Origin of the sequence: Mesorhizobium sp. CA14, assembly GCF_020165195.1 — a bacterium.
GTDB lineage: Bacteria > Pseudomonadota > Alphaproteobacteria > Rhizobiales > Rhizobiaceae > Mesorhizobium.
Genome location: NZ_JAIUHR010000005.1, coordinates 18,067 through 33,218 on the forward strand (window position 1 = coordinate 18,067; position 15,152 = coordinate 33,218).

General features: G+C 63.2%; 10 protein-coding genes. 5 read left to right on the forward strand and 5 right to left on the reverse strand.

Translation table 11 applies throughout. From position 1 onward, the window contains the following. Nucleotides 1-3 precede the first annotated feature (3 nt). On the reverse strand, nt 4-1,299 hold the full coding sequence (locus LB565_RS08095; protein WP_224582598.1) for a lipopolysaccharide biosynthesis protein: 1,296 nt from the start codon (nt 1,297-1,299) through the stop codon (nt 4-6). 201 nt (nt 1,300-1,500) lie between these two features. On the opposite strand from LB565_RS08095, the gene LB565_RS08100 reads away from it, so the two are divergent. The 3 genes from LB565_RS08100 to LB565_RS08110 all read left to right on the forward strand — a co-directional run bounded on the left by LB565_RS08100 (nt 1,501) and on the right by LB565_RS08110 (nt 6,236). Then, nucleotides 1,501-3,993, forward strand: coding sequence for a GumC family protein (locus LB565_RS08100; RefSeq protein ID WP_224582600.1), 2,493 nt, complete (start codon nt 1,501-1,503; stop codon nt 3,991-3,993). Nucleotides 3,994-4,218: 225 nt separating this feature from the next. Then, nucleotides 4,219-5,118: a bifunctional methylenetetrahydrofolate dehydrogenase/methenyltetrahydrofolate cyclohydrolase FolD gene (gene folD, locus LB565_RS08105; RefSeq protein WP_224582611.1), complete on the forward strand. Its 900-nt coding sequence runs from the start codon at nt 4,219-4,221 to the stop codon at nt 5,116-5,118. 110 nt (nt 5,119-5,228) lie between these two features. Further along, nucleotides 5,229-6,236, forward strand: a complete 1,008-nt coding sequence (locus tag LB565_RS08110) for a GlxA family transcriptional regulator (protein WP_224515796.1) — start codon at nt 5,229-5,231, stop codon at nt 6,234-6,236. Nucleotides 6,237-6,610: 374 nt separating this feature from the next. Here the strand turns inward: LB565_RS08110 and LB565_RS08115 are convergent, their stop codons facing one another. Beyond that, complete coding sequence (locus tag LB565_RS08115; RefSeq protein ID WP_224582612.1) at nt 6,611-7,426, reverse strand: class I SAM-dependent methyltransferase; 816 nt, start codon at nt 7,424-7,426, stop codon at nt 6,611-6,613. Nucleotides 7,427-8,154: 728 nt separating this feature from the next. Here LB565_RS08115 and LB565_RS30005 point away from each other — a divergent pair. Together LB565_RS30005 and LB565_RS08125 are read left to right on the forward strand one after the other, a co-directional pair. After that, nucleotides 8,155-8,601 carry a hypothetical protein gene (locus LB565_RS30005; RefSeq protein WP_411970617.1) on the forward strand — a complete coding sequence of 149 codons (447 nt, stop codon included), beginning with the start codon at nt 8,155-8,157 and terminating at the stop codon, nt 8,599-8,601. Between the two features lie 589 nt (nt 8,602-9,190). Then, the gene (locus tag LB565_RS08125) at nt 9,191-10,852 is read left to right on the forward strand and encodes a vWA domain-containing protein (RefSeq protein WP_224582616.1); all 1,662 of its coding nucleotides are present in this window, start codon (nt 9,191-9,193) and stop codon (nt 10,850-10,852) included. Nucleotides 10,853-10,928: 76 nt separating this feature from the next. Here the strand turns inward: LB565_RS08125 and edd are convergent, their stop codons facing one another. From edd to zwf, 3 genes are all read right to left on the reverse strand, one after another. Further along, nucleotides 10,929-12,752 (reverse strand): phosphogluconate dehydratase, encoded by a 1,824-nt coding sequence (gene edd / locus LB565_RS08130; protein ID WP_224582618.1) that lies wholly within the window; start codon nt 12,750-12,752, stop codon nt 10,929-10,931. Between the two features lie 62 nt (nt 12,753-12,814). Continuing rightward, nucleotides 12,815-13,531, reverse strand: a complete 717-nt coding sequence (gene pgl / locus LB565_RS08135; protein ID WP_224582620.1) for a 6-phosphogluconolactonase — start codon at nt 13,529-13,531, stop codon at nt 12,815-12,817. Beyond that, nucleotides 13,513-14,982 (reverse strand): glucose-6-phosphate dehydrogenase, encoded by a 1,470-nt coding sequence (gene zwf, locus LB565_RS08140; RefSeq protein WP_224582623.1) that lies wholly within the window; start codon nt 14,980-14,982, stop codon nt 13,513-13,515. Before zwf ends, pgl begins: the two co-directional genes overlap by 19 nt. Nucleotides 14,983-15,152 lie beyond the last annotated feature (170 nt).

Here is a 15,152-nt window from a genome sequence, read left to right on the forward strand (position 1 = left end):
GGCTCAGATAGCTTTCGCGGGCCGGCGCATTGCCGAATAGGTCAGCAGCATCGAGGCGAGATAAAGCAGCAAAAAGACGATGTTGAGCGACGATACCAGGTTGGGCGTGTCGGGGATCGTCGTCAGCACATAGGTCAAGAGCACCGCCTTCAAGCCGGCGAGCAGACCGAGATTGATCGCCCGCACCGCCGTCTGGCCGCGCGCGAAGAGCAGCTCTGCCTGGTATTCGACGAGGTTGCGCAGGCCGGGAACGCAGACCGCGAGAGCCACCAGCGGCGCTGCCTCGGCAACATTCTTGCCAAGCGCGTTCGGGAAGAAATGCAGCACGATGCCGAGCGATGCCAGCGCCAGCGTCGAGACCAGGAACACGCCGCCTTCGATACCGCTCTTCACCGCCAGCCGCGACAGAAGCTCCGGCGCACGCATCATGCGCTGCACCAGCATCATCGAGAAGGTGCGGATCGGGATCGCGGTGAGATCGACCAGCCGCATGATGATGGCATAGATGCCGGCCAGATGCGGTCCGCCGATCGACAGCACCAGCAGCTTGTCGAACTCCATCTGCAGATAGAACAGCACTTCGGATCCGGCGACATAGACGGAATCGGCGAGCCGGCGGAAATAGAGCTCGGCGCGCAGCCTCAGCCGCTGGCGCGGATAGAAGAAGACGAAGGCGACGACGAGCGAGGCGGCATTGGCGCCGATATAGAACAGCGACCAGACGCCGATCGTGTGCCGCGCGCCAAGCATGAACAGGATCGCGCCGACTGCCCTGAGCGCCGTCGCCAGGATGGCGAGCACGGCCGCCCGCCCGAACTTGCCGAGCCCGTTGTTGACGATCAGCGCCACTTCGACAGGTCGCCACAAAAGCGCCTCGGCGAAGACGACCGCGGCGAAGGCCGATAGCGGCACGGTGCCGGCAAAGAAGATCAGATAGACGCCATAGGATGCGGCGGCGAGGAACGGCAGCGACAACACGCCCAGAAGCAGGAAACCGGCCGTGAACGTGCCGATCAGGTTGGGACGGATCGTGGCGGTGCGGTAGAGCGCCGAGATGAAGCCGAAGGCCAGGATGCGCGACAGCATGATGCCGGCGGCCGAGGCGGTCGCGAACATGCCGAATTCGGCGATCGAAAGCGTGTTGGCCAAAGCAATGAAATAGGCGAGCGAAAACACCAGCCGGCCGCCGGCGCCGCTGATCGCCGAGAAATAATCGAATACCAGTTTCCGGCGGGTGGCCACGAAGTGGCCGATCCGCGCGAAGCTCCGCCTTTGCGGCATGTCGCTGGCCTGGGTCATATCCGGGGCGATAGATAGGCTGGAAAAGTTTAACGCGGCGTTCTGGCGCCCGTCCGGCGGCGCCGAAATGCCGCGAACAGGGCGAGAAACCGTGCGGACCCGGATGCAAAATTAACCGTTTGTTTCCTATGCCCGTTTAGCGTGACTTAACGATTGGCCGATCCGCCGCGCGCAAGCCGCCAGAGAGCAAGTTCCAGGACAATGGTCGACAGGGATAACCGTGATGACTGGAAGCGCGAGCGTTCTCTGCTCGCACTCGGCCAAGCCATGCGTGGCGACGACAACACGGTTTCGATCGGCGACCGGGCCAATTCCTCCTGGCGCGAGGACGCCGCCGCGCGCCACCGCGCCGCGCGTTCTGAGCGCGAAGAAAAGCTGAATCCGCGGCCCGGCGATACCGAAGGCTTTGGCCCCGACCAGGTGCAAGCGGAATCGGAGCCGGTCGAAACCGAACATGACTGGCGCGGAAGAAATCGGTCCCCTTCATCCGGGCCCTTCTATGAATCCCCGTCGGGGAGCCATCAGCCGCAAGCCGCTTCCGAACCTCATACGCGCCGGCCGCCGGCCAGCGGCGATACCGAGGAATGGAAGCCGCTGATCGACCCGATGCAGGTCGTTCACGGTATCACGCGATCCAAGGCGCTGATCCTGTCGACGACCATTCTTGGTGCCGCGCTCGGCGTCGCCATCGCGCTGTCGACACCAAAGAAATATGAAGCTACCACCGACGTCATCGTCGACCCGCGCGACCTCAAGCTCACCGATCGCGACCTGACGCAGAACGTGGTCGCCTCGGATGCGACGCTCGCCATCGTCGAGAACCAGGTCCGCATCCTGACCTCGGGAACCGTTCTCAACAAGGTCGTCACCGACCTCAACCTAACCAACGATCCTGAGTTCAACGGCCAGGGCGAGGGCGGCTTTGGCCTGATGTCGACGCTCCGCTCGCTCCTGTCGCGGCAGGACGCGGGCGCCGCCGATGAGGCGCGTAAGCGCGCGCTGGCGGTTGGCAATCTGTATGAAAGCCTCGACGTCGAGCGTGGCGGCAAGACCTTTGTGGTCTCGGTCAGCGCCACGACGCAGAACGCGGAGAAATCCGCCCTGATCGCCAACACCATGGTCAAGGCCTTCAGGCAGATATCCAGCGAGATCCAGTCCAGCACGGCGGGCCGCGCCAATGACGAGCTCACCGCCAGGCTCGACGAATTGCGCAAGGGCGTCGAGACCGCCGAACGCAACGTCGAGGATTTCAGGGCCACGCACGACCTCGTCGATGCGCAGGGCCACCTGATCAGCGACGACCAGATGCTCAAGCTCAACGAGCAGCTTTCCGTCGCCCGCGCCCGCACGCTCGAGCTCAACGCCCGCGCCGCGTCGGCGCGCTCGTTGAACGTCAATTCGGTCCTCAGCGGCACTTTGCCGGAAGAGATCAACTCCAATATGATGAGCGAGCTGCGCTCGCAATACGCGGCGCTGAAGCAGGAAGCCGACCGCGCCGAGGTCAAGCTCGGACCGCGGCATCCGGAAATCGGGGCGCTCAACGCCCAGCTCGCCGGCGCGCGTGAGCGCATCGGCGCCGAGCTGCAGCGCATCGCGTCCTCGCTGCAGGTCGACCTGAAGCGCTCCGTCCAGCTCGAGCAGGACCTGTCCTCGCGCTTGGCGCAAGCCAAGGTGCAGAGCGGCGATGTCAACAACAATCTGGTCTCGCTACGCGAACTGGAGCGCGAGGCCGCCGCCAAGCGTTCGGTCTACGAACAGTTCCTGCTGCGCGCCAAGGAAACCGGCGAGCAGAAGGACATCAACACCGCCAACATCAGCGTCATTTCGGATGCCTATGCGCCGCTGCAGGCCAAGGGGCCGTCGCGCGCGGTGGTGGCCTTGGCAGGCCTGTTCGGCGGCCTGTTCGCCGGCATCGGCCTCGGCGGGCTGCGCGGCATCTATGCGAGCCTGCGCGAGACGGCCGACAACCGCTCGCGGCGCGGGATCGATGAGCGTGGTCCCAGGGTGGAGAGCAATTCCAACCGAGCCGCTCCGCCGCCGGCGCCGCCGCCGCTCGTGACGCCGCCGCCGGCTCCACCTGTTGCTCCGCCTCCGGTTCGGTCATTCACGCCGCCGCCAGCTCCGTCATTCGCGCCGCCCTCAGCGGCGGCATCTTATGCACCGCCCTCAGCCGCTTCGTTTACGCCGCCGCCTGCCTCACCCCCGGCCCCTCCGCCGGTGTCGGCCGCCGGGCCGGCTCCGGCGCAATCCGTCACGCCGCCACCGACGCCCGACAACGACGCCGGCCGTGCAGGGCTCTTCGGCTCGCTGGCCTCGGCGGTTCGCTATTTCGTGCGGCGCGAGCCGGCTGAAACGGCCGATCTGGATTCTGTCCCGCCCGAAAGCGCCTGGCGCGCGCCCGATCGTGAAGAGCGCCATACCGGGGCCGAGACACAGGAGCGGGCGAATTTCCGGCTGCCTTACGAGCAGGGCTATTCCTATTCGTATCGGCCGGACCATGGCCGGACCGATCCGTACGAGGATCATCATTCGGCATCGCCCGCCTCTTACCATCTGCAGTCTCCTGCCGGTAGCGAGCTCGGCCGGCCACCTGCCGACCAGCAAGGCGAGATCGACGAGATCCGCGCCAGCCTGCGCGAATTCCGCGAGGCGGTGCGCGAGCTGACCGAAAGCCGCGCGCGCCGCTATTTCTAAGGCGCCGCATTTCCAGATCGCCGTATTTCTAAGCCGCTTGCGGTTCGATAAAAGCAGCCGGTTTCGGGTTTACGGCATCCGACGACGCTTTGACGGGATTGCCTTGTCGAATTTTCGTGAAAATGCCGCGCTGCATTCCGGCGGATTGCGCTTGGCGTCGGCGGATCGGAATGCGGGATTGAGACAGGGCATGCATCGATGCGGCCTCAAAACGGAGAGTTCGTGATGACCGAAGTGATCGACGGAAAGCGTGTCGCCGAGGATGTGGTTTCGAAGGTTAAGGCGCTGACGTCGGAGCTTTCGGCCAAAGGCGCCACCAAGCCCGGCCTTGCGGTGGTGATCGTCGGCGAGGATCCGGCAAGCCAGGTCTATGTCGCCTCGAAATCGCGCACCGCCAAGGAATGCGGCTTCCATTCGCTCCAGCATACGCTGCCGGCAGACACCACCGAGGAGCAATTGCTGAAGATCATCGGCGACTTGAATGCCGATAACTCGATCCACGGCATCCTCGTGCAACTGCCGCTTCCCGGCCACATCGACGCCGGCAAGGTGATTCAAACGATCGCGCCGGAGAAGGATGTCGACGGCTTCCACTTCATCAATGTCGGCAAGCTCGGCACCGGCGAGCTCGAAACGGCATTCGTGCCCTGCACGCCGGCGGGCTCCATGCTTTTGATCGAGCGCGTGCGCGGCAAGGACCTGTCCGGCCTCAGCGCCGTCGTCGTCGGCCGCTCCAACATCGTCGGCAAGCCGATGGCCAATCTGCTGCTCGCCGCCAACTGCACCGTCACCATTGCCCACAGCCGCACCCGGGATCTGCCGGCGCTTGCCCGCACCGCCGACATCTTGGTCGCCGCCGTCGGCCGCCCGGAGATGGTCAAGGGCGACTGGGTGAAGCCCGGCGCGACCGTCATCGACGTCGGCATCAACCGCATCCCGGCGCCCGAGAAGGGCGAAGGCAAGAGCCGCCTGGTCGGCGACGTCGCCTATGCCGAAGCGGCCAAGGCTGCGGGCGCCATCACGCCGGTGCCCGGCGGCGTCGGGCCGATGACCATTGCCATGCTGATGGCGAACACTGTAGCTTCCGCCTACCTCGCGGCCGGACTGAAGCGGCCGTCCTTCTGATTTTGAGAAAGCCTTTGCGTTGCCGAACCTGACTGTTCCCCAGCATTTAGCAGCCAAGTGGAACCACTTGGCGTTGCACAAATGCGGCTGAAATAAAGGGACAGAGCAGGATGCCCCACTCGACCCAGTCGCATCCCGCTCTCGAGCGGCCGATCACGAACGATCCCGTTCAGGGCGGCCGTCAATTCGGCTTCCTGCTGGTCGATAAATTCTCGATGTTCTCGCTGGCTGCGGCCATCGACTGCTTCCGTTCGGCGAACCGTCTGCTCGGCCGCGACTTCTATGGCTGGACGACGATTTCGGCCGACGGCGACGCGGTCATGGCCTCCAACGGCCTGCCGCTGAAGATTGACTATTCCGTCGCCGACATGCCGCCGGTCGACATCCTGTTCGTCTCGGTAGGGCTCACCACTGAATTCCCCGGCAAGAGCAAGGTGCTGGCGGCGCTGCGCAGCTGGGGCCGGCGCGGCAATGCGCTCGGAGCGTTGTCGGTCGGCTCCTATCTGCTTGCCGAAGCCGGGCAGCTCGACGGCTATCGCTGCACCATCCATTGGGAGAACCGCGCCGGCTTCATGGAGCGCTTCCCTGACATCAACTGCACCGGCAATGTCTTCGAGATCGACCGCAAGCGCTACACCTGCGCCGGCGGCACCACCTCGATCGACCTGATGCTGGAGATCGTGCGCGGCGATTTCGGCTCCAACCTTGCCAACGGCGTCGCCAACCAGTTCCAGCACGAGCGCATCCGCTCGGCCGGCGACCGCCAGCGCGTCGGACCGGAGCGGGACCTCACCGGCAAGTCGGAAAAGCTCAGGCGCATCGTCGAATTGATGGCCGACCATCTCGACGAGCCGCTGTCGGCGGTGCAACTTGCCAAGTCGGCTGGACTTTCGGTGCGCCAGGTCGAGCGCCTGTTCCTGCGTCATTTGAGCGTGACGCCCGGCCGCTACTATATGCGGCTGCGGCTCGAACGCGCGCGCGAGTTGCTGCGCCAGACCAACATGCCGATCCTCGACGTGGCGATCGCCACCGGCTTCACCTCGCATTCCTATTTCGCGCAGAGCTACCGGCTGCAGTTCGGTCGCCCGCCCTCGGAAGAGCGGCGCACCACGTATTAATTTAAGGCCGGTAATTAAGATCTGCGTTCTCCATCCGCCGAACCGCGCGGATGTTCGATAGCATCGGCTCTCGGAGCGCTCAGCCGGTTTGCGTGGACAACCGCGTGCAATGAAGACGAGGCGGGTCAGGGCTTTGACGAAGAACGGTTTGCGCCGCTACCTCCAATGCTCGCGCATCTGCCTGACGCTGGTGCTTGCTTGCTTGCCCGGAGGGGCTTTTTTTGTGACTGAGGCCCAGCCCGTGAAGCAAACGGCCCCTTTGACCGGTGCATCCTCAGATCACCATTCTAGGTCATCCCCTGGCGCACGGAGTCGGCGTGAGTAGCCAGATTCCGCTGTCCTATCGTCACTCCCAGGGTCGAACCGGCAAGGCGCTATTTGAAGCGGGCGCTCTCAAGTCGGTTGGGCAATGCGGCTGGTTTGGTAGCCACAACAACGAAGTTTTCTGCAAATCGCGAAGGGATCCGAAGCGCCCTGCTCACTGTCTCCGCGGGCGCCACCAAAGCCTCGCAAAGGCCGGGCGCGAACCGGCCAGGTCGAGGAAGGAAGCCGTACGGGATGACTTTCTCGACAAGGAAGCCGGCATCAACCAGTAGCTCTTTCATCTGGTCGAGGCTGATCGTATTATATTTTGTACGACGAAGCACTGAATTTAAGTATCTTGAGGCCACGCCGGCTGGTGAGCTTGCGTTGGCGTGAATATTGCAGACGATCCGGCCACCCTCGACAAGATGCTCGTGTATTGCAAGCAACGCTTGGCGCCTTAGGCTATCTTCCGCATTCAAAAAGAACCGAAATGCCGATACGACATCGAATGAATCTCTGAGCGGTTCTTTGGTTATGTCCATGAGGAGGAGGCGGACGTTGTCGCGAGGTGCGGCGCAGGCTAGCATGGGTTCGGAAACATCGACCCCAACGACCGTTCCAAAAAATCTCGCGGCCACGCTCGTTATCCGGCCTGTCCCACAGGCAAAATCGAGGCAACTACGATCTGGCCCACCTAGTGAGCGAAAGATCTCTTCAACAAGGGGTCTCTCAACCTTTTCCCATAGCGCAGCGTAATAGCCCGATTGAAAGGTCTGAATGTATTTGGCGCCGCACCCTTGGGCAACATGACTCAAACGGTAATCACGTGAGAGCACGTCGCCTGGACGCGAAGAGGCTGAGGCGGCCGTGGATTGCTTCGGCATATAGGTCTCAAGCTTTGATTTGTGCCCGGCCGCTCTCGGTTAGTCCTTCCTCTCAATAGCCGCATCCTCTGAATGTACGACGTTAATAAGACACACGCGGCTGTCTGGATGGACGGGACGAACGGGTCAGAATGAATTCATGAGCTAGCTTCTTGCGAGCCAACCGGACGAGTTCTCGCCGGGCTGGAGCTTCAACACGAATGTCTAAGTGGACCACCTGCCTGCCGAGCGGCCCCCAGGTTCATCCGCTGCTAGTCTAGTGAACCAAATGTACGGGAATCCGCGGATCTACAACTCATGACCCGAGGCAAGTCTGCGGGACACCGCCATCATGTCTTCTGCAGAACCCACAATCATCCAAATGAATGTTGGCGCCGTTCGTGTCCTTGCTAGGTTCTGCGGGCAAATGACGGCTTTGCCAGGGGATGCTTGCCGACATGATCATCGAATTATTCGGGCCGCCTGGTGCGGGCAAGACTACATTTCTTCGCCGCCTCTGTTTGGCCATGGCGGAACGAGGCGTTCGCGTAAAGACCGTGAACGGCTATCGGCTAATTGAATACGCGTCGACTCTGCAGGAGGGTCCGGAAACGCGCCATGGCATTGGTCGGATTGGACGAAAAATTGCGACCTGTGCTCCTATCCTGCTATCCACCTTGCCAAAGGACAGTGTCGCGGGGCGTCTCCTAGCGTCAATCCCACTGCGAAGCCGAACATGGTCCTGGCGCATGAAGGTTGACATCGCTCAGCTGTGCGAATCTTGGCATAAGGCGCAGGAATCGGAAGGCTACTTCGTTTTTGAAGAAGGGCTAATTCAGGCAGTATGTGCGATGATCGTGTTTGCGCGCAATCCCAACATTGACGCGATACGCGACAGCCTAACGTTCCTGCCGCGACCGGATCTCCTAGTTCAACTGGATGCGCCCCCCGAAACAGTGCGCCGTCGCCTTGTGGATCGGTATGCGCGGCAGCCATTGATTGAGGTTCTGCTGTTCGAACTCGGGGTAGAAAGAGCATTGAAGCAAGCTGACATCTCAAGGAAGATCGGCGACTGCCTGTACCAGGACGGATGGCCTTTGATAAAAGTAAACGGCGGTGATCCCCACAATTTCGAAAACGTCATCGCGCGAGTGTTCGGAGAACACACTAAAGAGACCTCCTTGGCACAACCATAATGATGTTGAACAGCTGGACTTGCTGACGCCTGCGCATCGTTGGTAAATGACCCATCCAGCAATACTGAACTCCTATTGCCACCCATAGGCCCGACCTCCCGGTCTTGTGCGGTCACAATGGTCACACCGATCACAAGCTGCTGGCCTGTCGGGCCTAAGGACCCGGATCGGGGCTAGATCTATAGGTTAACGGTTGGTAGCAGAGCTATCGCCGAGATTGGGGGCTGTTTGGTGCCGCACCTTGTCGAGCGCGGCATTGGCCTGTGGCCAGTTTCGACTGGTTGCCCTTGGTGGCGATCAACGGGTGCTGCGCGGTCAAGTCCCGCGGATCCGGGACCTCGCTGAATACATCCACAAACACCATCGCGAGCTCCATCCAGAGGTCTCTCAGAATCGGTTTCCACATGCGCACAAGAGTCCTTTTCTACTCATGTGCTACCGTTGCGGGGAGATGGCTGGTCTACCCTCATCAACTGCGACGCGACAAACCTTAGACGGAGCCGCCCTTCATTCTCGGGCGGGCTTGTCTCCAGGGGCCGCGTCAAATAGCTTTCGCAGCGCGGACGAGGGTTGCTCTCAGGAGATTTTCATGGCGGGACTGATGCGGAGCGCCGCTGCGGCGATCCTCCTTTTTTCGATGACCAGTTTCGGCTTTGCCGCCAACAAGGTCATCATCATCCTCGATGCATCAGGCTCGATGTGGGCCCAGATCGACGGCAAGCCGAAGCTGGAGATCGCGCGTGAATCGCTGCGCACGGTGCTGCAGTCGGTTCCGGCCGACGACGAGATCGGCTTCATGGCCTATGGCCATCGCACCAAGGGCAGCTGCGACGACATCGAGTTGATCGTGCCGCCGCAGGCCGGCTCCGCCAGCGCTATTTCGGCGGCGGCCGACAGCATGAAATTCCTGGGCAAGACGCCACTCACGGCCGCCGTGAAACAGGCCGCCGAGGCGCTGAAGTACACCGAGGACAAGGCAACCGTGGTGCTGATCACCGACGGGCTTGAGACCTGCGGCGGCGATCCCTGCGCGCTCGGCAGGGAGCTGAAGCAAAGTGGCGTCGATTTCACCGCCGATGTCGTCGGCTTCGGCTTGACCGCCGACGAGGGCAAGCAGATCGCCTGCCTCGCCGAAAACACCGGCGGCAAATATATCCAGGCCTCCGATGAAAAGGCGCTTCAGGAAGCGCTGGTCGAGACCGTTGCGACTCCCGCGCCGGCCCCTGCGCCAGCTCCCGAACCGGCGCCGGCTCCCGCGCCCGAGCCGGCCAAGCCTGAATTCAATTTCACACCGAGCATGGTTATGGCCGAGGACGGCGATCCGATCACCGATGGCAATGCCTGGGAGATTTATAAAGCCGCGGCCGACGGCTCGCGCGGCGACCAAGTTACGACCGAGTATGGCGTGCTCAAGACCAATCTCGAGCCGGGCGACTACATCGTCGTCGGCCGCGACGACGAGGCAAGGAGCGAGCAGAAGATCAAGATAGAGGCTGGCAAGACCTACAGCCCGCTGTTCACGCTGAACGCCGGCACTTTGGTCATCCACCCGCATGCTAGCCAGGGCTCGGAGATCAGCGGCGAAGCGCGTGTCGACTCCGCCTATCCAGGCGGCAGCACCACGCACTACGGCGACACCAAGGCCACGCTACCCGCCGGCGAACAGAAGGTGACGGTGCAGATCGGCGCCGGCACCGTGACCGAGACCGTCCAGCTTGCCGCCGGGCAGACCGTCGAGAAGGACATCGTCGTCGGCGTCGGCCATGCCGTGCTCAATGCCTACTACACCGCCGGCGGCGACAAGGCCGACAATTCCGGCATCGGCTTCGAGATCGTCAAGGCGAAGAAGAAGATCGACGGCTCGCGTGAAAGCGTGGAGCACTCCTACGGTCCGGACAGTAAGTTCTGGCTGCCGCCGGACGACTATGTCGCGCTCACCACGCTCGATCTCGCCGTCGTCGAACAGCCCTTCAGCATCAAGGCCGGTGACAATCAGGACGTGAAGGTGGCTCTCGATGCCGGCGTGCTGGCGATGTCGGCGCCCGGCGCCTATTCGATCGAGGTGCTCTCGTCGAAGAAGGACATCGAAGGCAAACGCAAGTCGCTGGGCTTAAGCTATGGCGACAGCTGGCAGCAGACGATTCCCGCCGGCGACTATGTGGTAGTGCGCCACATGTCCGCTGAGGGCCAGGAGAAGGAAACGCCGGTGACGATCAAGGCCGGCGAACGGGCCGAGATCACCGTTCAGTAGGCGTTGCGGTTAGCGAACGAACGAAAAAGGGCGGCTCCGAGCCGCCCTTTTTTTGTAAGGCACATTGGGGAAGAGATCAGGCGTTGCCGAATGCCGCCGCGCCATGATCGGCCCGCCCGACCAACTGCCGGAAGCCTGCGAACAGCTCGCGGCCGAAGCCGAACTCGTTGCCGATGAGGTCGGCCTCCGCCGTGCGGCGCAGCGCGAATTCCGTCCCCGGCACCAGCACCTCCAGCGTGCCGGCATCCGCATCGAGGCGGATGATATCGCCGTCATGGATCCTGGCGATCGGCCCCTCCTCGACCGCCTCCGGCGTCACATGGATCGCCGCCGGCACCTTGCCGGAAGCGCCCGACATGCGCCCGTCGGTGACCAGCGCCACGCGCTGGCCGCGATCCTGCAGGATGCCGAGCACGGTGGTCAGCTTGTGCAGTTCCGGCATGCCGTTGGCCTTCGGCCCCTGAAAGCGGATCACGGCGACGAAGTCGCCGGTAAGCTGGCCGGCCTTGAAAGCATCATTCAGGCCCTGCTGGCTGTCGAACACCTTGGCCGGCGCCTCAATGACGCGCCGTTCGGGCTTGACCGCAGAGGTTTTGATCACGGCGTGGCCGAGATTACCCGCAAGCACCTTTAGTCCGCCTGTCGGCTGGAACGCTTTCTTGACCGGGGCCAGCACCTTCTCGTCGCCGCTGTTGAGCGGCGCCGCTTCGCGCAGCACGCTGCCGTCGTCGCCAAGCCTCGCCTCGACCGCATAGGGCCGCAGGCCTTCGCCCCACACCGTCTGCACATCCTCGTGCAACAGGCCTTCGTCGAGCAACTCGCGGATCATGAAGCCGAGCCCGCCTGCCGCGTGGAAGTGGTTCACGTCGGCAAGCCCGTTCGGGTAGACGCGCGCGAGCAGCGGCACGGCCTCCGACAGGTCGGAAATGTCCTGCCAGGTCAGCGCAATGCCGGCGGCGGCGGCCATGGCGATGAGGTGGATCGTGTGGTTGGTCGAGCCGCCGGTGGCATGCAGGCCGACGACGCCGTTGACGATCGAGCGTTCGTCGATCATGCGCCCGACCGGCGTATAGGCGTTGCCGAGCGCGGTGATCGCCAGCGCGCGCTTCGCCGCTTCCCTGGTCAGCGCGTCGCGCAGCGGCGTGCCCGGATTGACGAAGGAGGCGCCGGGCGTATGCAGGCCCATGATCTCCATCAGCATCTGGTTGGAATTGGCGGTGCCGTAGAAGGTGCAGGTGCCCGGCCCGTGATAGGACTTGGACTCCGCTTCCAGCAGTTCGGCGCGGCCGACCTTGCCTTCGGCATAGAGCTGGCGGACCTTGGCCTTCTCGTCGTTCGCGAGACCGGTCGTCATCGGCCCGGCCGGGATGAAGACGGCAGGCAGATGTCCGAAGGTGAGCGCAGCGATCACAAGCCCGGGCACGATCTTGTCGCAGACGCCGAGGAAGACGGCCGCGTCGAACATGTTGTGCGACAGGCCGATCGCCGCCGCCATGGCGATCACGTCGCGCGAGAACAGCGAAAGCTCCATGCCGGGCTGGCCTTGGGTGACGCCGTCGCACATCGCCGGCACGCCGCCGGCGACCTGAGCGATGCCGCCCGCTTCGCGCGCGGCTTCCTTGATCAGCGCCGGGAACGTCTCGAAGGGCTGATGCGCCGACAGCATGTCATTGTAGGAGGTGATGATGCCGAGGTTCGGCACGCGGTCGCCGCCGAGCGCGACCTTTTCGGCGGGGCTGCACACGGCAAAGCCATGGGCAAGGTTGCCGCAGCCCAGCACCGCGCGGTTCGCGGTCCGGCTGGAAGCCTCCGTGATGCGGCCGAGATAGGCTTCGCGGCCGGCTTTCGAACGGTGGCGGATGCGTTCGGTGATGGCTTCGATATCGCGTCTGGCTGTCATGGTCCGTCCTTTCGAGCCCGGCGACGTCCTCCCTCTGCCACCGGACTGTCCTCATCTGAAAATCAAGGTGCCCAGAACACCTCTATCGGTCTCGGCGCCGCCTCGAGCACTCTGCGGATGGGCTTTTTCGCGCCGGGACCCATCGCGCCATTGAACGCGGCGCGCTTGTCCTCGCCTTCGATGTGGAGCGCTACGAAACCAGCGGCGATGATGCGCGCCATCGACAGCGTGAGCCGCGGCTCGCCGCCGCTCTGCGCATGCACCGGCAGCACGATCCGCTGCGAGGCCGGGTCGAGCAAGTCCTCGAGATTGCCGGCATCCGGGAAGAATGATGCCGTATGGCCGTCGCCGCCCATGCCGAGGATCACCACGTCAAGCGGCCAGGGCAGCGATCTGAGCGCCTCGCTGTCGGTTGCCGCCGCATCCTCAATGCTTGCCGCCTCATGATAGAGCGGGACGAAGCGCGCCGCTGCCGCCTTGTTCTGGAGCAGGTTCGCCGCCACCAGCCCGGCATTCGAGCGCGGCGAGGACGGCGGCACGAAACGCTCGTCGACCAGCGTCACGGTGACCTTGTCCCAGGCGATCGGCGTGGTCGACAGCGCCGCGAACAGCTTTGCCGGCGTGGTGCCGCCGGACACCGCGAGCAGCGCCGTGCCGCGTTCCGCGATGGCGCTGGTCAACCGGTCTGCGATCTCACCGGCAAGTGCCATCGCCAGGTCTTGGCGGTCGGCAAAGCCGTTCCAGCCGTAGCGGACTTCGCTCAATTGCTCTCGTGCCATGTCCGTCCGTCACGTTCGATAAGAGCGATCGAGGCCGACGGTCCCCAGGTTCCGGCCGTATAGCCCTGAGCCTCCTGCCTGGCGCTTTCCCAGGCGTTCTGGATCGGGTCGATCCATTTCCAGGCCGCCTCGACTTCGTCGCGGCGCATGAACAGCGTCTGGTTGCCGCGCACCACATCCATGATCAGCCGCTCGTAAGCGTCCGGCGCACGGCCTTGGAAGGACTGCGCGAAGCTCATGTCGAGCGAGATCTGCCGCAGCCGCATGCCGCCTGGCCCCGGATCCTTGATCATGATGAACTGCTTCACCCCCTCGTCCGGCTGCAGGCGGATGACCAACTGGTTGGGGAAGATCGGCCCGGCGCTGTCGCCGAAGATGGAATAGGGGATCGGCTTGAACTCGATGACGATTTCCGAGACGCGGGTGGCGAGCCGCTTGCCGGTCCTCAGATAGAAGGGAACGCCGGCCCAGCGCCAGTTGCCGATCTCGGCCTTTACAGCGACGAAGGTCTCGGTGTTGCTGTCCTTGCCGAGCTCCTCGACGTAACCCTTGACCGGCCCGCCGGCCGAAGCGCCGGCTCGATACTGGCCGCGCACAGTGTGCTTCGGCGCCTCGTTGCCGTTGATGCGCTTCAGTGCCCTCAGCACCTTCAGTTTCTCGTCGCGCACCGCGTCCGCGTCCATTGACGACGGCGTTTCCATGGCTACCAGACAGAGCAGCTGCAGGATGTGGTTCTGCACCATGTCGCGCAACGCGCCTGCCTTGTCGTAGTAGGTGACGCGATCCTCGAGACCAACAGTCTCGGCCACCGTGATCTGAACATGGTCGATCTGGGCGGAGTTCCACAACGGCTCGTAGAGCGCATTGGCAAAGCGCAGCGCCATCAGGTTCTGCACCGTTTCCTTGCCGAGATAGTGGTCGATGCGGAAGATCTGGCTTTCGTGGAAATCGTCACCGACCGCGTCATTGAGCGCCCGCGCCGAGGGGAGGTCGCGGCCGATCGGCTTTTCCAGCACGATGCGCGAGTTCGGCGTGATCAGCTTGTGTTCCTTGAGCTGGTGCGAAATGTCGCCGAACAGCGCCGGCGCCACCGCAAGGTAGAAGGCGCGGATGCGGTCGCTGTCGCCGATTGCCTTCTTCAACTTGTCGAAGCCGGCGCCAGTCGTGGCGTCCGCCGACACGTAGGAGAGCCTTGCCAGGAATATCTCCAACTCCTTCGGATCGATATCGGCAGGCTTGACATGGTCTGATATCGCCTTCTTGGCGAAGGCCTGGAATTCGGCATCGGTCATCTTGGCGCGCGAGGTGCCGATGATGCGCGTCGGCTCGGAGAACTGGTGGCCGCACTGGCGATAGTAGAGCGACGGCAGGAGCTTGCGTTCCGACAAGTCGCCGGTGCCGCCGAAGATGATGAAATCGAAAGGATCGACAGGGATGATCTGGCTGGTCATGGTCAGTCCGATTTGATGCCGATGCCGGCAGCATGGTTGGTATTATGCTAATCGATTTAAATTTTCCAGTGCCATGGTGTCCCAGGCAGGACCAATCGCTTGCTGTTGCATCGGTCCACCTGTTTGCCGACACTTGCGCTGCCGACAGGCCCTGTCGGTAAAACCATGGC